25 protein-coding genes are annotated in these 20,247 nt (G+C 71.0%); 3 read left to right on the top strand and 22 right to left on the bottom strand.

Annotated features, from left to right (window positions below):
• Positions 1-48: 48 nt before the first annotated feature.
• From DQ384_RS05340 to DQ384_RS05325, 4 genes are read right to left on the bottom strand one after another with little or no spacing between them, the layout of a single operon-like run.
• Positions 49-354 carry a hypothetical protein gene (locus tag DQ384_RS05340; RefSeq protein WP_114027584.1) on the bottom strand — a complete coding sequence of 102 codons (306 nt, stop codon included), beginning with the start codon at positions 352-354 and terminating at the stop codon, positions 49-51.
• A 19-nt stretch (positions 355-373) separates the two neighbouring features.
• On the bottom strand, positions 374-859 hold the full coding sequence (locus DQ384_RS05335; RefSeq protein ID WP_114027583.1) for a hypothetical protein: 486 nt from the start codon (positions 857-859) through the stop codon (positions 374-376).
• A 13-nt stretch (positions 860-872) separates the two neighbouring features.
• Positions 873-1,847, bottom strand: a complete 975-nt coding sequence (locus DQ384_RS05330) for a right-handed parallel beta-helix repeat-containing protein (RefSeq protein WP_114027582.1) — start codon at positions 1,845-1,847, stop codon at positions 873-875.
• Positions 1,847-3,025, bottom strand: a complete 1,179-nt coding sequence (locus DQ384_RS05325) for a DUF4082 domain-containing protein (RefSeq protein WP_114027581.1) — start codon at positions 3,023-3,025, stop codon at positions 1,847-1,849. Before DQ384_RS05325 ends, DQ384_RS05330 begins: the two co-directional genes overlap by 1 nt.
• 142 nt (positions 3,026-3,167) lie before the next feature.
• Between DQ384_RS05325 and DQ384_RS05320 the strand changes: the two genes are divergently transcribed.
• Positions 3,168-3,437: a hypothetical protein gene (locus DQ384_RS05320; RefSeq protein ID WP_114027580.1), complete on the top strand. Its 270-nt coding sequence runs from the start codon at positions 3,168-3,170 to the stop codon at positions 3,435-3,437.
• Between the two features lie 346 nt (positions 3,438-3,783).
• Here DQ384_RS05320 and DQ384_RS05315 read toward each other — a convergent pair whose 3' ends face one another.
• From DQ384_RS05315 to DQ384_RS05275, 9 genes are all read right to left on the bottom strand, one after another.
• On the bottom strand, positions 3,784-4,176 hold the full coding sequence (locus DQ384_RS05315; RefSeq protein ID WP_114027579.1) for a DUF6221 family protein: 393 nt from the start codon (positions 4,174-4,176) through the stop codon (positions 3,784-3,786).
• A gap of 11 nt (positions 4,177-4,187) precedes the next feature.
• Entirely contained in the window at positions 4,188-4,508 is a 321-nt protein-coding gene (locus tag DQ384_RS05310) for a hypothetical protein (protein WP_181871042.1), read from the bottom strand.
• Positions 4,505-4,705 (bottom strand): hypothetical protein, encoded by a 201-nt coding sequence (locus DQ384_RS05305; protein WP_114027578.1) that lies wholly within the window; start codon positions 4,703-4,705, stop codon positions 4,505-4,507. The genes DQ384_RS05310 and DQ384_RS05305 overlap by 4 nt, the downstream gene beginning before the upstream one ends.
• Positions 4,706-4,721: 16 nt before the next feature.
• Positions 4,722-4,985 (bottom strand): hypothetical protein, encoded by a 264-nt coding sequence (locus DQ384_RS05300; RefSeq protein ID WP_147268652.1) that lies wholly within the window; start codon positions 4,983-4,985, stop codon positions 4,722-4,724.
• 13 nt (positions 4,986-4,998) lie between these two features.
• Complete coding sequence (locus DQ384_RS05295) at positions 4,999-5,193, bottom strand: hypothetical protein (protein WP_114027576.1); 195 nt, start codon at positions 5,191-5,193, stop codon at positions 4,999-5,001.
• A 3-nt stretch (positions 5,194-5,196) separates the two neighbouring features.
• Complete coding sequence (locus DQ384_RS05290; RefSeq protein WP_114027575.1) at positions 5,197-5,529, bottom strand: hypothetical protein; 333 nt, start codon at positions 5,527-5,529, stop codon at positions 5,197-5,199.
• Positions 5,530-5,684: 155 nt separating this feature from the next.
• Positions 5,685-5,957 (bottom strand): hypothetical protein, encoded by a 273-nt coding sequence (locus tag DQ384_RS05285; protein ID WP_114027574.1) that lies wholly within the window; start codon positions 5,955-5,957, stop codon positions 5,685-5,687.
• A gap of 111 nt (positions 5,958-6,068) precedes the next feature.
• Positions 6,069-6,983, bottom strand: a complete 915-nt coding sequence (locus DQ384_RS05280) for a hypothetical protein (RefSeq protein WP_147268651.1) — start codon at positions 6,981-6,983, stop codon at positions 6,069-6,071.
• 142 nt (positions 6,984-7,125) lie between these two features.
• A complete protein-coding gene (locus DQ384_RS05275) occupies positions 7,126-7,326 on the bottom strand; it encodes a hypothetical protein (RefSeq protein WP_114027572.1) in 201 nt (66 codons plus the stop codon).
• Between the two features lie 219 nt (positions 7,327-7,545).
• Here DQ384_RS05275 and DQ384_RS05270 point away from each other — a divergent pair, with 219 nt between their 5' ends.
• The gene (locus DQ384_RS05270) at positions 7,546-8,025 is read left to right on the top strand and encodes an NUDIX domain-containing protein (protein ID WP_114027571.1); all 480 of its coding nucleotides are present in this window, start codon (positions 7,546-7,548) and stop codon (positions 8,023-8,025) included.
• 7 nt (positions 8,026-8,032) lie between these two features.
• On the opposite strand, the gene murA is transcribed toward DQ384_RS05270, so the two are convergent.
• The 4 genes from murA to DQ384_RS05250 form a co-directional block, all read right to left on the bottom strand.
• A complete protein-coding gene (gene murA / locus DQ384_RS05265) occupies positions 8,033-9,382 on the bottom strand; it encodes a UDP-N-acetylglucosamine 1-carboxyvinyltransferase (RefSeq protein WP_245966263.1) in 1,350 nt (449 codons plus the stop codon).
• A gap of 146 nt (positions 9,383-9,528) precedes the next feature.
• Positions 9,529-10,266, bottom strand: a complete 738-nt coding sequence (locus DQ384_RS05260) for a class II aldolase/adducin family protein (RefSeq protein WP_114027569.1) — start codon at positions 10,264-10,266, stop codon at positions 9,529-9,531.
• Positions 10,263-11,009, bottom strand: coding sequence for a GlgC family sugar phosphate nucleotidyltransferase (locus DQ384_RS05255; protein ID WP_114027568.1), 747 nt, complete (start codon positions 11,007-11,009; stop codon positions 10,263-10,265). The genes DQ384_RS05260 and DQ384_RS05255 overlap by 4 nt, the downstream gene beginning before the upstream one ends.
• The gene (locus DQ384_RS05250; protein ID WP_114027567.1) at positions 11,006-12,112 is read right to left on the bottom strand and encodes a glycosyltransferase family 4 protein; all 1,107 of its coding nucleotides are present in this window, start codon (positions 12,110-12,112) and stop codon (positions 11,006-11,008) included. Before DQ384_RS05250 ends, DQ384_RS05255 begins: the two co-directional genes overlap by 4 nt.
• 168 nt (positions 12,113-12,280) lie before the next feature.
• On the opposite strand from DQ384_RS05250, the gene DQ384_RS05245 reads away from it, so the two are divergent.
• A complete protein-coding gene (locus DQ384_RS05245) occupies positions 12,281-13,675 on the top strand; it encodes a helix-turn-helix domain-containing protein (RefSeq protein WP_114027566.1) in 1,395 nt (464 codons plus the stop codon).
• 173 nt (positions 13,676-13,848) lie between these two features.
• Here DQ384_RS05245 and DQ384_RS05240 read toward each other — a convergent pair whose 3' ends face one another.
• From DQ384_RS05240 to DQ384_RS43565, 5 genes are all read right to left on the bottom strand, one after another.
• Positions 13,849-15,555: a TROVE domain-containing protein gene (locus DQ384_RS05240; RefSeq protein ID WP_114027565.1), complete on the bottom strand. Its 1,707-nt coding sequence runs from the start codon at positions 15,553-15,555 to the stop codon at positions 13,849-13,851.
• A gap of 724 nt (positions 15,556-16,279) precedes the next feature.
• Positions 16,280-16,654: a hypothetical protein gene (locus tag DQ384_RS41000; protein ID WP_181871041.1), complete on the bottom strand. Its 375-nt coding sequence runs from the start codon at positions 16,652-16,654 to the stop codon at positions 16,280-16,282.
• A 107-nt stretch (positions 16,655-16,761) separates the two neighbouring features.
• Positions 16,762-17,037 (bottom strand): hypothetical protein, encoded by a 276-nt coding sequence (locus DQ384_RS05230; RefSeq protein ID WP_114027563.1) that lies wholly within the window; start codon positions 17,035-17,037, stop codon positions 16,762-16,764.
• Between the two features lie 86 nt (positions 17,038-17,123).
• Positions 17,124-18,854, bottom strand: a complete 1,731-nt coding sequence (locus tag DQ384_RS05225) for a vWA domain-containing protein (RefSeq protein ID WP_114027562.1) — start codon at positions 18,852-18,854, stop codon at positions 17,124-17,126.
• A 145-nt stretch (positions 18,855-18,999) separates the two neighbouring features.
• Entirely contained in the window at positions 19,000-20,142 is a 1,143-nt protein-coding gene (locus tag DQ384_RS43565; protein ID WP_114027561.1) for an AAA family ATPase, read from the bottom strand.
• Positions 20,143-20,247 lie beyond the last annotated feature (105 nt).

Here is a 20,247-nt window from a genome sequence, read left to right as displayed (position 1 = left end):
CGCGGCTCCCTACCTGTGCTAGCTGCCCGCGAGGTTCTTGCCGCCTGTCTAGGTGATCGTGAGCACCCACGGCGCCTCGACCAACGGCAGTTCCGGCGCCGCCGTCACCCGGCCCCACACGCAGTACGTCGCGCGCCCCAGCGGCCGTGACGACCCAGGACCGATCAGCAGGCGCGACGCCGGCGGAGCCGCACTCGGCGTCCACTCGGCGTCCGCCCAGTCCGCGTCGACCGGGCCCCGTGGGTACACGGTGATCGCCATCTCCACCGGCAGCGAGGTGATGTTCCCCGGTGCGACGTCGAAGTCCAGATGCAGAAACTCCTTGGACCCGGCGGGGATGCGCTTCTGCAGCACGGCGCACCTCCGCCCCGACTCACGCCCACACCCGGCCTGCGGCCCACCGGCGGCGCGGCGCGCCGATGACGATCCTGATGTCCAGCGGTGGCGGGCTCGCCGTCTCGAGCGTCCCGGCCGGGCCGGGCAGCGCGAGCGCGAACGCTGGCGTCGACTGGCGGATGACCACCCGCGCAGTCGGCTGGCCGATCGCCAGCACGGTGCCGGCTCCGCCGAGGGCCAGCGCGAAGGCGGGGCTGCTCTGCCGGATCACGACGGCGGCCGCGGGCGCGCCCGCGATCAGCAGGGCACCGGGCTCGCCGAGCACCAGGCCGAGCGCAGGCGCGGTCTGGCGGATGATCGCGGCGACGGCTTCGTCGCTTCCGGCCGTCGTCAGCGACCCGGGCGGGCCGATCGCCAGGACCAGCGCGGGCCAGCCGAAGACGCTGATGGACTGGGTCTCCAGCCCGGCGTCCGGGGTGATCGTGAGGGCGAAGGCGGGCGAGGACTGGCGGATGATGGTCACGACGCGCTCCCCTCTACGGGGCGTCCACCAGCTGGCCGTCGCGGAGGCCGCCGGACCACCGGTTGCCCTGCCAGAGGTTGCCGTTCACGCCCCAGGGCTGCGCGGCCGTGGCCGGCCCGAAGTTCCCGGCGCCAGGGAAGTAGGTGGTGAGGAACCGGTTGTTGGTGACCACGAACTCGGTCCCGGGGCTGTTGCCTTCCTTGCCCGGCTCATAACCCGAGTACATGGCGTACCCGCCGCCGCCGATCAGGTTGTTGGAGACCTCGACGCGTTCGTACTGGCCCGGGAACTCCACGCTCTGCTGGAGGCTCAGCGCGCCCGTCTGGATCATGCCGGCGCCGCGGCGGTTCAGGATGAAGGCGTTGCCGGTGATCGTCAGGTCGGTGACCGTGCCGCCGTTGTGGAGCAGGCAGTTGTTGTGGTCGCCACCGGGCGAAGCCCCTACGCCGCCCTGGCCGTCGTCCCAGAACGTCACGTCGTGAACGAAGTTGTCGCGGATGATGTTGCGGGATCCCGCGATCTGGATGCCGTCGGGCACCCAGAAGACCTCGTTCCGCTCGATGAGCAGGTCGTCGGCGAACACCCTGATGCCGTAGTTGAGCCGGGTGTTGTCGTAGGACTCGGGGGTGTTGTCGTCGTTCGACAGCGCCGAGATCCGGCAGTAACGGATCTGACAGTCGGAGTTGTCTCCGTAGGAGAGGTTGACGCCGCCGAGGCCGGGCTGCCAGCCCTGCACCCAGCAGCCCACGATATGCAGGTGCTGCACCCCAGGGGCGGTGTGGATGGTGCCGCCGATCATGTGGATGCCGGAGATCACCCGGGGGTTCTCCGCGGTGCCGCCCTCGTGGATGATCAGGTCGTCGCCCTCGATCGTCTGCGAGTAGCTCCCGGTCCAGCCTGGCCACGCCTCAGGGCCGGTGGTGGCCGAGGTCGGGAATCGCGGCCGTAGTCGGCCGAGGCGCGAACCGGTGATCAGCTTGAGTGGCATCAGAACACCGGGAAGTGCACCAGCCCGGCGCCGGCGGGCTCGAAATCGAACTGCGTCGTCCCGGACTGCGGGCTCTCGAACTGGACCACGAGGATGACCGGCTGGTCGGCGGGGTCGGTCGCGGTGCGGTCCGACATCACCAGGTACAGCGCCTCACCGGAGATGCCACCGAACGCTACGAGGTCGCAGCCCAGGATCGCGACGCCGCGGCCGCACTCCATCCAGGTGACCGTGCCGTCGGTCACCGTGGACAGGGATGTGGTGGGCCAGGTCGGCGCGCTGGACCCCGAGGTGCCGGAGGTGACGCACCGGTAGACGTGGCCGTTGGAGCTGGCCGGCCGACGCAGGTCCCCGACTGCGTACGCCGTGGTGTTGGCGCGCGCGGTGAGGTTGGCGGCTGGGACGAACGTCGAGGTGCGGCCGTCGACAGGCTCGCCGTCGCCCTGGACGTAGCCATGCCCGCTGGGGATCTCGTCGGCCAGATCGGAGACCCGGGACAAGGTGGCGAGGTTCGGGGTCCACTCGGCGGTGTGGAGGGTGGCGACGACGGTGCCGTTCTCCCAGTCGATGTTGCCGGAGAACGCGTCGACGATCGCCGATCCGACCAGTTGCGCGGCGACAGTGCCGACCTCTTCGGGGTCTGGGCCGGGGTCGCCGCCGCCGGAGCCGTCGCTGTCGCTCAAGATCGGCTCGACCCAGAAATTGAGACCGTTCGCGTTCGTGACGGGCCTGGCCAGGGTCGCGCCCGCGACGTACTTGCCTTGTCCGCCGGCGCTGTCGTTGATGCCGGGCGCCGACAGGTTGGCGTCCCCGATTCCGCTCGCCCCGGCACCTGAGGACCAGTAGCCGCTGGTGGAGGTGTAGTGCGACGTGAACAGCACACCGGTGACGTATCGGGTATTGGCCGCGACCGCCGGGTAGGGGGTGGTTAGGGTGACGGTCTGCCAGCCAGTGCCGCTTGGGGTGAATGCGGTCTGGGAGTTCGGCAGCATGGTGCCGCCGTCGTGCGCCCACGTGGCGACGTCGGAGCAGTCGACGTCGGTCGCGCCGCGGTAGACCCGATAGCCCTTGAGGTAAAGGTCGGATCGGGTCGTCTTCCATTCGACGCCTGCGGTTACTGAGGCGTCGGCGTCGGAGGTGTTGGGGCCGTTCCCGGTGAAGAGGTTGTAGTCGGTCACGGCGGCCTCCCTGGGGGTTGGTGGCCGCGAGGCCGGCTCAGTCCGGGGTCGAGGTGGGTCCGGGCGTCAGCGGACGCACCGTGTGGGAGCCCGGCCCGGGCGCCTGCTGGCATTCATGAGCGATGTTCGAGAGTGTTCGAGTATGCGGCGCTACCAAGAACCCGCGAAGGTACGGCTCACCGAGGGCGTCCCGGTGATGTTCGTCGCGTGGAACCGCCCCTACCAGGTGGAGGAGGTGCTCTTCTACTGGGAGGAGAGCGAACCATGGTGGACACCAGAGAACGCCAGCAAGCCCTGGGAGGAGCTGCGAGTCCGGCACTACCAGGTAGTGGCGCGCAGGCTGCGGGCCGCCGAGGTCGAGCTCGTCCAGCGCGGCGCCCGGGGCTGGTTCGTCGAGGGTGTCGCGGATTGAGCAGGCCGGGAGCGAGCGAGTAGCGGGGAGCCTGGCCGGGCACGGCAGGCGAGTGTGACTGCGTTGAAAGCCTCTTGACCTGCCGTGCGCGGACCATTGTGGCCTGGCGGTCGAAGAACCATGACCGGACACTCCGCCGCCAGCCGTCTGAGAGAAGACCGTACAGCAGCAAGGACCCTCAGGTGGGCGTTTCCTCAGAGAGAGGAGGAGGCGACGACAGGCCTGCGGCCTCTTGCTCGCGTGCCGCCGCTTCTCGTCGCCGGTCCAGCTCTCGCATCGCCTGCGTGTACTTCAGGCCCGTCTCGGCCATCAGGGCGCGTATCTCACGCTTACGCGCGCGCGGTTGTCAGGCATGGACGCTCCCCGGGAACAGGGCGGCATAGTCGTCGTGGCCGAACCACGACTGGGCGAGCAACATGAGCAGGTACGCGACCGGGTCGCTGTCTTCTCTCAGGTACTCGCCAGGACGCCTCGGATCGCTCGGTGCCAGGCCCTGGCTGGAAGCGATCTCGTCGAGATCGTTCAGGATGGGGATCATCTCGGCCAGCATCCGCCGCTTGGTTTCGATCTCGTGGAGCATGCGCTGATCTGGATGAGCGCCCGGCACGCGAGGCCATTCGCTCTTCGGCCTGCTCACATCCTGGAGCGTCGGGACGAGAAGGTACCCCTGCTGGGCTTCCTGCTCGTCTTCAGCGAGGCGAGCCTCGATGAACGCTACTCGGGGGTCCGTCTGGTTCATGGCGGTGTCTATCAGACGTCCCGGTTGGACATGGGCTCGTTGTCCCAGTCCTTGTACGCCGGCTCCTCGGGCATCCAGTGCCACATGCCTGGCTCGTCACCGAACGGGACGTTGAACTCGGCGAAGCCGCCGCCGAGGGCCTCGCTCGGGGTGTAGACCCACAGGTGCAAGTGCCACTCCGAGTCCAGTGCGGGGACCTGTCCGGCTTCGACGCCGCGCGGGTCGAGGGTGCGCACGTCGGCGGTGACGATCGCGGCGCGAATGGCGTTGAGACCGTGCTTACCGGTATATCGGACGATGGTGCCGGTGGTGGGCGGCCCGGAGCGCGTCACAGGGGTTCCTCCTTGGCGGGCGGCCGGGAGAGGCGGTCCAAGATAGGCCAGCCAGCAGCGAAGTCCTGCGAGGGTAGGTCGTCGATGATCAGGAGGTCCATCCGTCTGCCGGTGAGGTCGTAGTGCGCCACGGGCGGGTTGGGGTGGAGCGCGTCGGCGGCCGCGCGAAGCAGCCGGGCCAGACCACGGCGAAACACTGTGACCTCCCAGGTCTTAGCGTCGCTGGGTGAGGAAGTTGAGTTCCTCGGCCGTCCGAGCGCTGCTGCCGTTCGGCACCTCGTAGTAGTTGTCGAGCACCAGGCGCGGCCGGGTCTCATCAAGGGCGTCCAGGGCACCGAGCGCGTGCTTGAGCAGCGCCCGGCAGAGAGCGCGATCGCGGGGAGGCATGGCGGTAAGGTCGGCACGGTCGATCACAGTGGCCGTCCAGCCGACGCCTTCGGAGACGTAGACCAGGGCGGGCCCGACTGGGCGGGGCATGGCGCCAATCTCCTCAGCCACCGATCGGCCTCCTTTCCAGGACGAGCCGACGTACGGCGTCAGCCTCGAACACCATGAACTGCCCGTGCTGCTGCTGGAGCACGATCGTCGGCCCAGCGTCGACTGTGACCGGCAGGTCCGGCCCGCGCCACCGGCGGATCCACTCGGCGACCTCGCCGACGGCTTGGGCGGTCAACCGCGTGGCCACCGGTCAGCTCTGCGTGCCAGACAGGCCACGTTCCGGGGTCTCAACGTGACGCCGCCGCTGGTCTTCCTTCGCCTTCTTCGCCCGCTCAGCGGTTCGAAGGTGCTTCGCCAGCGATGCCTCGCTGCCCGGATGGGCCAGGTAACACGCCAGCAGGAACAGCGCGACGACGCCGAGCCACGTCAGGGCCGCGAGTCCAGCGACGCGCCACTCGCCGAACCAGATCGCAGCCGCAGTGCAAGCTGCCGCCACGGCGGCTACGCACAGGATGATGTCCACGAGCCTGCTGATGACCTTCCGCAGGTTGTCGCGTTCGATGTCGTTGAGCTTGTCTTCCACGCGCGTTCTCCAGGGCCGGGAGGGTGGTACGGCCCGGCGCTCTGCGGCCCTAGTGCAGAACGAGCCGGGCCGTACCGGGGTGGGGCCACGGCGATCCGGGGGGATGGACCGGCGCAGCGAAGGCGCGTCACCGCGGGGGCTGGGCGGCGCGCCGTCTAGGGGAGGGCGGACTGGCGGGCGGCGCGCAGCTGCGCGCGCAGCTCGTCACGCTCCTCGGGGGTCTGCGGGACCGGCTCGCCGAGGTCGACCTGGCGGGCGATGACCTTCAGGTCGTGCCAGTCGTACACCGTGCAGCGTTCGTGCTGGGCGAGCTTGCGGGCGCCGTATCGGGTGCCCCACGAGCGGATGGTGCCGGGACGTTTCCTGAGCCGCTGCGCTGCGATCTTCACGGTGACCGGCTCTGGGGGCTCGTCGAGGACTGGGGGCATGGGCACCCCCCGAACGCAAAATGCCCTCCACGTGGTGGGAGGGCATAGCTTGTCCGCTGCGGGAAGTGTTGCACACTGCACACCCGTTGATCAACTGGGGGCGAGCCCAGGTCACGCCCGGCGCGCGGACACGTCGTCGTTGGAGGCGCCGTGGACACCGCGGCGCCGGTAGCCCGCCTCCGCGGCGGCGCGCTTCCGCTCGTCGACGAGCTCGGTGTAGCTGGTGGTGGTGTACTCGGCGCCGCACTCGTAGCAGCGGGCGCCGGCGAAGACGCCGTCGTCGTCGAGGACCTCGCGGAGCTCGGTGAAGTCGCAGGTCCTGCACGCCACGCCGTCGAGCAGGCGCGGGGCCGGCGCGGTTTCGCCGAGCAGGCGGCGGCAGCGGCGGTGCAGCGTCAGGACCTCGAGGCCGGCGTCGGCGCCGGACAGCTCCAGGTTGGCCTCGGCGTACCCGGCCGCTTCGCGGACCACTCCGGTGGTGCCGGTCGGGAGGGTCGCGGCGTGGGCGAGGGACATGATGCGGGTCATGGGCTCGGCGGGCAGCGCCAGGAGCACGGCGAGGTGGCCGGTCAGTGTGCGGGCGGCGGCCTTGACGGCGACGTGGTCGCGGCGCCGGCGGGCGGCGGTGGCATCGATGGCGAGGCGGGCCACCGCGGCGACGCGTTCCTCCCAGGAGGTGAGGATGGTGACGATGTCGCGGAGCAGCTCGTCGGCGGTCTCGGACAGCGGGAGCGGCGCGGTCTTGGAGATGGCGACCTTCGGCCCGGCGGCGCGGCCTTTGGTGCCGAGCTCGGCGTGGACGTCGTGCCAGCGGGCGGGGAGGGTGGCCAGCGCGGTGGCGATGACGGCTTCGTCAGCGGCGCAGAACGCGCGGGGAGCGAGGGCGGGCGCGAGTCGCACGGTGCCGCCGGCGACCGGTAGGAGGCGGGGGGCGGTGCATTGGTCGCCGCGGGCGCACTCGGCGAGGTCTCCGGTGCGCCAGTGGCCGTCGTCGGCGTTCGGGTCGCTGTGCACGTCATAAGGCATGTTGGTCTCCCCCCGGGTAGCATGCTGGGAGACCGTGATCTTGCTGTCGTGCGGCGGATGGGTTGGGCGGCTCCTCGTGTGACGGCGGGGAGCCGCACCCATGTGGAGGGTCAGCGGGCGCGATGTCGCCGGCGGAGGGCGGTCATTCCGAGGCCGCCAGCGCGAGGTGCGCGCGGGTGAGCGCGCGGCCGTGCTCGGCGAGCCAGGCGCCGAGATCTTCGCAATCGTCGCCTGTGATGGGCACGGCGAGCGCCAGGAGGTGAAGCTCGCCGGGGCGGCACCCGCGGTACAGCTGCACGGGCAGCCGCGGGTGGGCGAGGATCGGGGCGAGTGGGGATTCCATTACGACCATTGTCCCAGGAAATCGCGGCTGTGGAGTGTCGCTGGATCAGTTCCGGTCCGGTCTCCTGGCACGAACCCTGTCTGGCGGTTGTTGGCCCGAGCTGCGACTGCCCCCATGGGCAGCGGCTACTGGTTGCCCGGTGATGATGCGGCTGCCGTTCGCGGTGACTTGGTGGCGAGCCGGTGACGCGCCGCCCCGGTCTGGCTCTACGGTGATCACATGGGTACCCCGGATCCGTCGTACATCGCTGACCTGGTGCGCGTGCGTGCCGCTGCGGGCGCGCTCATCCGTGATGAGGTGGGTCGGGTTCTCCTGGTGCGTCCGACCTACAAGCCCCGCTGGGACATCCCGGGCGGCATGCTGGAGGCCGGAGAGTCGCCTCGGGCCGCGTGCGTGCGGGAGGTCAAGGAGGAGCTGGGCATCGTTGCGCAGTTGGGGGACATGCTGTGCGTGGACTGGGTTCCGCCGCGGCCGCCGTGGGACGGCGGGCTGATGTTCGTCTTCGACGGCGGGGTGCTCACCGCGGGCGAGGCCGGTGGGATTCGGCTTCAGCCCAGCGAGCTCGATCGGTTCGTGTTCGCTGGGCCGGAGGAGGCCGAGGTTCTGCTGCCGCCGGAGTTGGCTCGGCGGGTGCGTGCGTCTCTACGCTGCCTGGCCGGTGGCGCGTGCTATCTGGAGGACGGGTACCCGGCGGGGTGACCGGCGGTCATACCGGGATGGTCTCGATGGCCGCGCCGACAGATCGGAGTTTACCGGCGGGATCCTCATATCCACGTTCGAGGTAGCGGGTGCCGGTGATCACGCTGGTGCCGTCAGCGATCAGCGCGGCCATGATGTAGGCGAATCCGGCGCGTAGGTCCGGGATCTCCAAGGGGCCGGCGCGCAGCGGGGTGGGGCCTATGACGACGGCGGAGTGCTGGAAGTCCCGCAGTGCGAAACGGCAGGCCTTGCCGCCAAGGCAGGCGGTGCTGAGGGCGATGCCGGCGCCCATCGCGTTGAGCTGCTCGGCGTAGCCGAACCGGTTCTCATACACCGTCTCGTGGATGACCGAGGCGCCGGATGCCTGGGTGAGCAGGACGACCAGGGGTTGCTGCCAGTCGGTCATGTACCCGGGGTGGACGTCGGTCTGCACGGGCACGGGGGTCAGTTCCCGGGCCTGGTAGAACGCCAGGCCGCGGCTGGTCACCTCGAACTCGCCGCCGACTTTGCGCAGGTAGTTCAGGAAGGTGGCCACGTGCTCCTGGACGGCGCCGATGACCTCGATCCGGCCGCCGGTGGCGACGGCGGCGGCGGCGAAGGAGGCGACCTCGATCCGGTCGGGCAGCGGCCGGTGGGACGCGCCGCGCAGGCGTGGTACTCCTTCGATGACGATGCGCCGGTCGACCTCGACCGACACCAGGGCGCCCATCTGCTGGAGCATCAGGATCAGGTCCATGATCTCCGGTTCGACGGCGGCGTTGTCGATGATCGTGGTGCCGCGGGCCAGGACCGCCGACAACAGGAGGTTCTCGGTGGCGCCGACCGAGGGGTAGGGCAGGGTGATGTGCGCGGCGCGCAGTCCGTCGGCGGCGACCTTGACCGACACCGAGCGGGGCTGCTCGGTGATCTGTGCGCCCATGGCGCGCAGCCCGGCCAGGTGGAAGTCGATGGGGCGTTTGCCGATGCGGCACCCGCCGGGCAGCGGGATGGTGGTCTCCCCGGCGCGGTGCAGCAGCGGTCCCATCATCAAGATGGGGATGCGGTTGACCCCGGAGTAGGCCTCCGACAGCGATGCGGTGGCGATGTGGCGGGTGGTCAGGCGCACGGTGCGGTCGTCGACCCATTCGATGCCGGTGCCGAGGTCGGCGAGCATGCCCAGCACGATCCCGACTTCGGCGATCTTGGGGACGCCGGAGATGGTGCAGGGGTCCTCGGTGAGCAGCGTCGCGACCAGCAGTTTGGTGACGGCGTTCTTGGCGCCGGCGACCTCGACCGCGCCGGACAGGGGCCGGCGGCCCGTGATGGCGTAGCGGTGGCGGTCGGAGGACATGACCTGGGGGCCGCCTTGGAGATTCACGCGTGTCTCACTTCCATCGTCGGAGTGTGCGGGTGCAGGAGCGCACTGTCTTACCTCGGTGTGCCTGGGGTCGAGGGAGACACGGCGGTGGGGGCCGCACGAATGCTGTGCGGCCCCCACCGGGTGGAGTTTCGGAGGATAGCGGTTCAGGCGGCCGGCGCGGCGGGGAACAGCGGGTTGAGGTGGATGCCGTCGCGGCCGCCGCCGAGCACGGCCTGCAGCAGGGCGGTGCGCGCGGCCTCCTCGACGCGGGCGAGGTTGTCGAACGCCTCCTCGCCGGTGCGGGCGAAGACGAAGACCCCGTGCCGGTAGAGCAGGAACGCCAGCCCGTGGTGGGCCAGCTCGCTCTCCCGCGCCCCCAACACCCGTTCGATCTGGGGTTCGATGTGCAGAAGGTTCACCGCGGCCGCCTCGGCGCGCGGTGTCATGCCCTCGGGCAGGTCCAGCGGCACGGGGTCGGCGATGAAGCCGCGTTTGACGCTGGTGTCGTCGGCGGCCAGGCACGGGACCTCGCCGAGGATGTCCAGCCGGTTGGTGACGGCCGGTACGGCGATGCCGAGCGAGGCGAACGCCAGCGCGTAGGGGGTGTGGGCGTGCAGGCAGGCCCCGGCGGCGGGGAAACGCCGGTAGATGGCCAGGTGTGTGGTGGTCGCCGCGGCGCCCAGCCCGCCGGTGCGGTCGACGATCTGTCCGCCGGGGGTCAAGGCGATGAAGTCGCGTACTCCGATGTTCCAGCGGTGGAAGGCCGACCCGGCGGTGGACATGAGGATGTTGCCGTCGTCCAGGCGCATGCTGAGCGCGCCACCGGAGGGGTTGAGCAGGTCCCAGCGCTGGAGCTGCTCGGCCAGGTGGAGGAGCTGGTGGCGCTGCGCGGTGTACTTCATGGTCGGGGTCCTTCCTGGGAGGGGATCGAGGCCAGAGCGGAGGTCAGGGGCTGGTGGCGGGGGAGCACCGCCACGGTGGTGGAGGCGGGGCGGATGATGTGCCCGGCAGGGACGCTCGTGGCGGCGGCCGTCACGCCGGGGTACACCACGGTGTCGGCGCCGAGGATCAGGCCGGGCCCCAGGGCGGCGTGCATGCCGATACGGGCCCGGTCACCGATGAGGGCGCCCAGTTTCGCTAGCCCGGTCACGCACAGCTCGCCACCGGTCAGGCGGATGACGATCGGGCGGGTGGGGCAGGCCATATCGGGGTTCCACAGGTGGGTGGAGGCCACCGTGAGCGCCGCGGTGAAGTGGACGTCCTGGCCGACGACGCTGTAGCCGAGGCAGACCTGATGGGCGAGCCGGGTACCGCGGCCGATCACCGCGTTGGTGACCTCGCAGCCGAAGCCGACGTGCACACCGGCCGACAGGACACTGTGCCCGCGGACGGTGGAGAACTCGTGCACCACGCAGCCCGGTCCGATCACCACGTCTGGGCCGATGTTGGCCAGCGGGGAGATCACGGCGGTCGGGTGCACCAAAGGGCCGGGGACGACGGCACGGGCAGCGGCGAACGCCTCACCGACGAAGTCCCCCAGACGGTCCAGAGGCCGCCGCTCCAGCGCGCGGGCCACACCCCAGGCCGCGAGGAGAGCGTCGTCTGCCAGCGGGACGATGTCACCGAGCACAGGCACCCGGGTCATGCGGCAGCCCCGGTGAGGTGCCGGTGCCTGGCGAGCAGCTCGTGGGCCAGGTCCAGGTACTGGACGGCGCACCGCTGCGGGCTGAACCAGGCGCGGGCCCGCGCACGGGCGGCACGGCCCATGGCATCCAGCTCGGCGGGATCGGCCTGCACGGCGCGGCGCAGCGCGGCCACCAGGGCGCCCGGGGTGTGCGGGTCGTACAGGATGCCAGTGAGCCCGTCCAGTACCACCTCCGGGCCCGCGCCGGCGCGCGGCAGGATGGCCGGGGTACCTACCCCAGCGGCGTCGATGGCGCACCGGCCGAACCCCTCCACCAGGGCCGCGCCGACCAGAATGTCAGCGCCGGCCAGGCGGTGCGGCAGGTCCTCCACCCAGCCGTGGAAGGTGGCCGATAGGCCCTGCTCGCAGGCCAGAGCCTCCAGCGTGGACGCATCGACCTGGCCGTAGAGGTCCAGGTGGACCCCTCCGGTGAGGCTGGGGTGCGCAGCCGCGCGGATGATGTCCTCCAGCCGCTTCCAGGGCACCGCACGCGCCACCGCGGCGACCCGTAGCACGCTGCCGCGCGGCGGCCGCTGCGGGAGACGCTCGGGCACGGTGACGCCGTTGAAGATGGTCTCCACCCGCGCCGCCGGCAGCACGCCGCGGATCGAGGCGGCCGAGGCCGAGCTGATGCCGACCCAGCAGTCCACCGCGCGCAGATCCGCGCTCATCCACGCGTCCGGCGGGTACTCCACCAGCTCTCCGCTCGCCGGGTCGGTGGCGCGCAGCGGGTGGTCGGGCTGGATGATGCCGTGCACCACCGACAGCACCGGCGCGGCCCCGCGGTGCAGCAGGTCGACCGTCACGGTGCGCTGGGTGGAGATCAGCACGGCGCCCGCGCCGTCACCGAGCGCCGTGGCCAGGTGTCGGCGGTAGGTGTGGATGTCGCAGGCCTCCAGGACCCGGACGCCGTCGCCGGGCGCAGGGCAGGGCGGGCCGCCTTGACGCCACCAGATGACGTCGACCCCGAGCCCGAAACGGGCCAGATGGTCGGCGAGTTCGACCACGGACTTCTCGGCGCCCCCGCGAGCGGTGGACAGCCAGGTGAGCACGATCCGGTGCACGATGGGTTCCCCTTTCGGGTGGTCGTACGGCTGCTTGTGCGCATACGGTCGCGGGTGACCGGGCGGCCATCAATGCCACGCGCACCGACATTGCCGCCCACGGCAATGTGCGGGCGGTGGTGGTGGCGCTACTGTCGGCACAGGGGTTGTTCGCGCCGGAGGTCCACGATGGCCATGAGCCGAGCACGACGCGCGGAGTTGCAACGCCGCGCCCAGGAGATCCGCATCGCTCGCCAACGCCGCGGTGAGGACGTCGCACTGGTGGCGGAGGCGATCCGCCGGGAGATTCCTGATCTGCTGCCGTTGGAGGTGCGCCGACTGGCCAACGGCTGGTCCAGGCCCCAGGTGCTCGCCGAGATCGCCCGGCTGTACGAAGCCGAGGGGCTGCCGGCGCCTGGGGTGAACTCGGCGCAGTTGTGCCGGTGGGAGCACGGCGAGGTGACGCCTAACGACGAACACGCCGCGGCGCTGGCCAAGGTCTACGGCGTGTCCCCCAAGGAGTTGGGGCTCCCATCCAACCCGTGGGCGACACCCGCGCGCAGACCCTCTGCCGGGCGTCGCCGCGCGACTACAGTGACCCGGGACCGCGAGATCGAGGGGGACGATCCGATGCGACGACGGACACTGCTCGCCGCGGCAGGGCTGAGCATCCCGTGGAGCCTGCTTCAACGGTTCGACGACGCCCTCGCCCTGCCCGCCGAGCCCGAACGGGCGGAAGGGCTCTCCGATGTTCGCCAGCGGCTTCAGGAGGCGCGCCGCCAGTACGACGTGAGCGCCCTACCCACGCTTGTGGCAGGGCTGCCCGGTCTGCTCGCCATGGCCAAGGCGTGCGCGGAAAAGGCCGACACGCAGGAAGGGTGGGCAGTGCTGGCCTCCTGCTACAACCTTTCGACGGACGTGTTGAACAAGGTCGGCAAAAAGGACTCCGCGACGATCACCGCAGACCGGGGAGTGATCTACGCGCAGCGTTCCGGTGACGCGGTCGCGATGGCCGCCTCCGCTCGCGCCATGGGCATGATGCTCCGCGGCTTCGGACGCAACGAACTCGCCGCGCAAACCCTGATGCGTGCCGCCGGCCGGTTGGACGCGCTCGGGTTGCGCACGGCCCGCGAGGCGGACGTGTACGTGCGGCTGATGTGTGCAGCCGCGTACGCGACGTGCAGTGGCGGCGACCGGGAACGGGCCTTCGAGCAGATCGCGGAAGCTGAACGGGCGGCGAGACGGCTCGCCGGAGCCTTGCCCTTCGTCAAGAGTTTCCACATCACCCTGCACACCGCTCTCGGCGACCCTGGCGCGGCACTGCACGCCGGGAGGCCTCTGCGGGAAGAGATGTACCCGACACCGGAGCGTCGGGCCAGGCTGCACACCAACCTCGCGGTGGCGTGGTGGTTGCAGGGCGAACCGGAGCAGACCGCCGGTGCGCTGTTGTCCGCCTACAGGCACGCGCCGAGCGAGGTAAGGGATCGGCCGACGATTCGGCGGATCGCTGGCGACCTCGTGGTCTCGCGGCCGCGCATGTCCGGGGTACAGGAGCTGGTGAAGGTCCTGGAGCGGGCATCTTAACGATGGGTATGCCCGGCGCCCAGCCGTGGTTCGGCGCCGGGGTCTACCTTTTGTGGGCGGGACGACAGGGAGCCACTTCCCGGTTGTGGCGACCGGCCAGCGCGGCGGCCACGGGCCGGGGCTGGTCTACCCATCCCTGAGCGTCGTCCCTGAGTGGGAGTCTGCGGGCGAGCCTATCCGCGGATGAAGCCGTTCACCACCAAGGGCAGCGAGGCGTCCATCCCGGCGATGTTGAGCACGCCGTCGTCGTGCGGGTCGCCGATGCTGTGGCCGGTCGCGGTCATCGCCGCCACGATCGTGCGGGCGCCCGCGTTGATCGAGCCGCGGTAGGTGGTCAGGGCCTGAGAGGGGTGGGAACGGCCGGCCCAGGTCTCGTTGTCGGTGAAGACGACGAACCCGTCGACCTCGAGGCGCTCGCGCTGGGCGTAGGCGAAGGGCAGGGACAGGTCCGTGCCGCCGCCGGATGGCCGCCAGGATGCGATCTCGCGGAGGTTGGTCCGCGGGGTCACCTTGGAGGTGTGCACGGTGGTGTCGACGTCGATGACGTGGACGTTGCCCTTCTCGATCCGGGCGAGCGTGACGGCCATCGCGCAGCCGACCTCGTACGGGCTGCCGATCGGCGAACCGCCCACGATGACCGGGCCGATGGTGTAGTGGGTACCGCTCATGGAGCCGGAGGAGTCGACGGCGACCAGCAGCCGCTTGCCGGATGGCTCGACGGTGCCGAACGCCAGGTCGTAGGTCTCCTCCAGGGCGTCCAGGATCGCCGGGACCGGCTTCCAGGTGTGGACGTCGGCACGCGGGTTGGGCTGAGAGCGGCCGGAGGCGTAGACGCGCAGGGCGAGCCAGGCGTCCATGGGGTGGATCCGCGCCCGGTGGACGGCGCCGGCGTCGGTGAGCCGGGCGACGGCGCGCCGGGTGGCGTCGCCGAGCGGCTTGAGCGTGCCGAGCCGGGTCATCCGCGCGAGGTTGCGGAGCAGGGCGGTCATGCCGATCGTGTCCACCAGGGCGTCCCACACGATCGCCTCGCGCAGCATGGCGTCGGGGAGGAACTCCCACGGCACCCGGGCCTCGGTCACGATGCGGACCGCCTGCTCGGGCGTCGTGACGGCCTTGGCGGTGAGGAACTTGTCCACAACAGGCAGCTCATCGCGGGCAAAGTCGTCAGGCACGTTGCCCGTGATCCAGCCGAGCAGGACACGGCGGTCCAGCGCGTCCAGCAGCTGTCGCGACCCGGCGCCGCGACGGCGGTTGGGATGGGCGATACGCAGGGCGTCCCGTAGGTGGAACGCCTCACCGTTCGGGGTCTTCCGCTGCATCGCCTTGCACGCCCGGAACGCCACGTCGTCGACGTCAGCCGCCAGGAACCAGCCGCTGATCGCGTTCCGCAGGGCGGAGCCAACCACGGGCGCCGTACCCCGGCTTGTCTGCTTGCCCCCGAGGTTCTTCAGGTAGCCGAACCACGTGCTGAGATGGTCCGTGGTCCGGGCGACCTTCCGCAGCGCGTCCTTCGCGGCCTGCCTGGTCGCCGCGTCACCCTTGGCGTGACATGCCGCCAGCGCGAAAAGCGCGGGCCGGTTCTTCGGCGCGCGCGGCGGCCGCGCGGTGGAGATGTCGGTGAGCAGCTGCACGACGCGCGGGCCGTCCTCGGCGATGGCCTGAAACAGCAGGCCCGCGTTCTCGGCGGTGAGCTTGTCCTCGCCGACGTAGTAGGTGCCGCCGGTGGTGCCCAGGATGAGAAAGTCCTCGAGCCGGGTCCAGGTGTCCTTGGGGTAGACGTAGCCGCCGGCGGCGTTGCGGACCTGGTCGGTCCGGCCGGGGATGCGCTGGGTCTGCGGGGTGGCGTGGGTGGTGATGGACGCGAGGGGGTCACGCGGCATGGCGGCCTCCGTGTGTTCGACCCGCCGGAGTGGCGGATGTGGGAGGGATGGGGGGAGAGCGGATGTGGTGGTGCCTGCCGGTGTTTAAGCCGGTGTCCTGGGCCACTAGACGACGCCCCGCATAGTGCAGGGCGGCAGGATTCGAACCTGCGTACCCGGCTCCCGATAACCGACGTGACTTCGACCCGCTCTCCCCTGGGGGCTCGTCATCCCGGCCGATGGCACGGATGTGGGGTCCGGCCGGGTGCCCGCCAACTGGGCGTCGGCCCCGCGCGGGGGGCCGACAGGAATCGAACCTGCGATAACCGACATGGATTCGACCCGTGCCACCGGCCGGGATGACGAACGATCAGATCTGGAGCCGGCACGGATATGGTGCCGCTCACCGGGTTTTAGGCGCTCTAGCCGAACTGAGCTACACAGGCGAACCTGCGGCGGGATTTGAACCCGCGACAACCCCATTAGAAGTGGTAACCGACGAGCTTTCGACCCGTGCTGGCACCAGATCTGACCAGTTCATCAGGCCGGGAGTCGGTACGGATGTGTAAGACAGCGCCGGGAGAATCTATACCAGAGATAACCGACGCCCATTCGACCCGTGCCCACTCCGGGCCCGATGAACTGATTTCCACGTTAGCGAGTGGACGTGGATTTCACACGTTGATTTCGGACACCACGGACACACGGCCATGCCGAGATCAGATCGTTATGATGGTGGATGGGGCTACTTGGCGCGCTGCCATCGCCCCGGAAGGCCGGCCAGGACGTAGCGCCCAGGCTCGAACGAGCCCGTCTCCAACACGATCTGTAGCGCGAGCACGCATTCGGCGAACAGTCGGTCGTAGCGTGCCCTGTCCGCATCGGAGACCTGCTCGTCGTCGTGGCCGTAGACCTCACGGCCGTCCACGATCGCCGCGATGTCCCCGTACACGTCGCTGTTACGGAACGGACGTTTGGGGTCTAGTCCTGGGGCTCCGCGCCAGTCGTCCCCGACCCAAGAGGCGCAGCCCCGGCGCAGGAGTGCGATGTGCTCGGGAAGAACGATGAACTCGTCGATGAACTTGATCTCGACCCATGTCTCGTACGGGCTGCGGTGCATGAATCCTCACTGGAGTTAGCGTCTCGGCGAGCTGCGTCGCAGGAGTCGGTTCGCCGTGCGGGAGTGCTATTCGTCGTGACCATCGACGGGGTTTGGGTGCGCGGAGGTTATGCCGGCTGCTTCTTGGGGCGTCCGCCGCCGGCGCCGCGGCCCGGCCGGCCTCGCTCCCATTCGCGCCACTCGGCTTCGCGTGCCGGCAGCCAGGCCCGGAACTCCGCCCCGTCCTCATCGCCGACGAGCGCGTCCGGCTCGGGCGTGGGGTAGGTCTGGGCGTATCGGCTCACCCACTTGGACACCGTCGCCGCGGGCACGCCAAACCACGCGCCGACCTGCTTGGCGCCCACATACCGGATCGGGGCCATGATGCTCTCCCTCTCGTCCACACGTGACGACAATGTATCGCGGACGAGATCACGGGCGAGAGAGGACCGGCCCCCGCCCGCAGGCGAGGGCCGGGAGGTGAGCCCGTTCACCGGGCCGCTCGCAGCGCGGCCGTAGCTGCCCGCCCAATCGCGGTGGCCGTCGCCGCCGGGTCGGCCAGCACGTGCACCGTCGCGCCCTTCATCGGCTCGTCCTTTCCTCCGGTGGCCAGCCACAGCACCGCGCATCCGGAGGCCTGCAGCCGGTCGAGCCGCTTCTGCCCGCCCATCCGGCGGTCCGCCTCGTACCGCCCGTCGGACACGATCACCAGCAGCCGGGCCGCGCCCGGGCGGGCCAGGCCGAGCGCGCCGTCCAGGGCGTCGATCGCCGTGTCGATGGCGTGGGAGGAGTCGGGGGCGGTGAACTCGGTCACCTTGGCGGGGGCGACCCCTGGGCGGGTGATGGCCCGTACCTGGTTGCCGAAGGTCACCGTGGCGGTCTCGGTGGGCACCGAGGTGTGGCGGGCGGCTTGGGCGAGGATCCACGCGGCCGAGGCGACGGGACCGGTGAAGGCGGACATGGAGCCGGAGACGTCGCAGGCGATGCCGATGCGCAGCGGCGGCACGGGGGCGACCTTGCGGGTGGTGCGGGCGAAGGGCTCGGCGGTCGGGATCCGTCCGGCGGCGCGCTGGGCCTCGCGGGCGATGACGCCGCGCATCCGGAGCCGTCCGGGCGGGATGGGCGAGGTGGTCTTGGTGGTGACCCGGTCGCGGATCCCGGCGGTGCTGAGGGCGCGGGCCAGGGCGCGGGCTGCGGCGGCTTCGGCGGGCTCGGGGGCGCGGGTGTTGCCGAGTGGGGCGGCCGTGCCGGTGGTGGAGCCGCCGCCGAACACGGCGTCGGCGACGCGGGCGGTGGCCTCCTCGGCGGGGTCGCTCGAGGGGGTGCCGGAGGCGGGGGTGGGCCTCTGGGCGGGGGAGGCGGAGGGCATCTGCCGGGCGACGGCGCGGTCGACCTTGCCCAGGGTGGTGTTGATGGCGTCGGCGAGGGGGGAGGGCCCGGCCGGTGCGCCGCTGGCGCCGGCGGCGGAGGCGGGAGGGTTGGCGGCGGGGTCGGGGCCGAGGATGTCGACCCAGCGGCGGCCGAGCTCGATCATGGCGGCGGCGTCGCCGTCGGCCACCGTGAGAGCCTCACGCCAGATCTTGCGGAGCTTGCGCAGGGTGCGGTCGCCGAGGATGCCGCGTACGGCGCGGGCGACGGGGGCGGTCTCGGAGCGGGTGAGGATGCCGCCGTCGGCGCGGCCGAGGAGCAGCGCGGCGGTGTGGGCGGCGGCGTGGGGGGTCATGGCCGGGGCCTTGGTGGGGTCGCCTGCGTGGGTGTCGGCGAGGACGATCTCGCGGGCGCTGGCGCGGAGCCAGTGGCGGTCGTCGGGGCGGCGGCCGATCTGCGCGGCCTCGATGCGGGCCTCTTCGAGCAGCTCGGCGGCGGCGGCGACGTCGGCCGGGGTGCCGGTCGGGGTCTCCCATACCGAGTGCTTGGCGTGGGCGCATTCGTGGGTGAGCATTCCCCAGACGGCGGGGTAGCGGGTGCGGTCGGAGGCGCGGTCGGGGGTTGCGCTGCCGGGGTGGATCTTGAGGTGTTCGCCGTCGAGCTCGATCCGGGCCTGGGTGGGGAGGAAGCAGGCGGGCGCGCCGTGGCCTGCGCCGGGGGCGATGGTGACGATGAGGTCATCGCGGTCGGCGATGACGGGGGTTTCCCAGGTCAGGGCGGCGGAGAGGCGAAGCCAGGCGGGGTCGCTGATCGTGGTAGGGGTGGCGGTGGTGGGGGCGATGTGGCTGGTCATGGGGGCCTTCCAAAAACATTGTCCTTATGTATGGACAAAGGTAGTTGTCGGTCGGCACATTGTCCATAGGTGCGGACAAAGAATCTGAGGCTGGCCATCGGCGACTCCCGGCCGCCCCGCCCGTCCGGGGGCGGGGCGGCCGGGGTCAGATCCGCTCGCCCAGCGCCAGCGGCTCGACCGGCTTGCCGAACACCTCGCGCACCACCGTGGCCACCACCTCGCGGTCCTCATCCGGCGCGATCGTGATCAGGTTCCCCGCCGCAGCGTCCACCCCCAGCGCGGCGGCGATCTTGGCGAAGGCGAGCAGCTCTCGCAGCTGCGGGGCCCACCCCGACTCCCCCTGCTCCATCCGCGTGGCCAGGTTCTGCGCGACCTTCACCGCCCGCCGGTCCACCCCGAGCTGGGTCGCCAGCTGATAGTCGCTGGTCACTTTGATGTGCGCGGCGAACCTCGAGGCCAGGGCGTCTGAGAGGACCGCGCCGTGTACGCCCGGGTTGTGTCCGGCTACCACGTAGAACCCCTCGGCGGCGTCGACGACCTCGCCGCCGTTGGCCTTGATGATGATCTGGCGGCGGCCGTCCATGGCGGGGTAGACCACCGCGAGCACCGTCGGTGGGATCAGCGTGGCGTCGTCGATGAAGAAGGCCCGGCCCTCGCGCATGGCCCGGACGAGGGGGCCGTGGATGAACACCGGCCTGCCGTCGCCGGTCAGCGTGTACTCGCCGACCAGGTCGGCGACCGTGGTGTCTCCGTCGCCCTGGACGGTGATGACGTCGCCGAAGGCGGCCTCGACCACCGAGGTCTTGCCGGTGCCGGGCGGGCCGTACAGCAGGGCGGCGACGCCGTTCTCGCGGAGCTTGCGCAGGGCGGTGACGTCGGGCATGCCCGAGAGGGTGCGGGGGTGGTAGAGCAGTCCGCTGGGCCGGGCGATGGGGCCGGTGACCGGCGTGGCGCTGGTGGGGGCGGCCGGGCGGGGCGCGGCGGCGGGGGCCGGGGTGGGCGCGGGTGCCGGGGCTGGGGCCGAGGCCGGGGCGGAGGTGCCTGCGGCGGCGGCTCGGGTGGTGGCGGTTGCCTTGTAGCGCAGGGGCTTGGGCGAGGTCTGGGTGGCGGCGCCGTCGGCGGCGAGGGTCTTGAGGGCGTTGCCGACGGCTCCGGAGGAGCGCTTGAGGTGGCGGGCTATGGCTGTGGGGGTGTGGTCGGTGGTGGGGTTGTCCGCGAGGTAGGCGGCGACCTGGCGGCGGAGCTCGCCACTGTGGAGCCGGGTGGCGGGGGCCGCGGGAGTGGTCATTCGGGTGCCCTCCTTCGTGGAAAACTTTGTCCTTATATACGGACAACGTTAGCGAGCGAACCGGACAATGTCCACTCATCAGGACAAAGAAGTCCGGCGCGATCT

Source organism: Sphaerisporangium album (genome assembly GCF_003323745.1).
Classification (GTDB): Bacteria; Actinomycetota; Actinomycetes; order Streptosporangiales; family Streptosporangiaceae; genus Sphaerisporangium; species Sphaerisporangium album.
The sequence above is the reverse complement of the archived record's forward strand: the minus strand, read 5'-3'. Positions and strand labels throughout refer to the sequence as shown.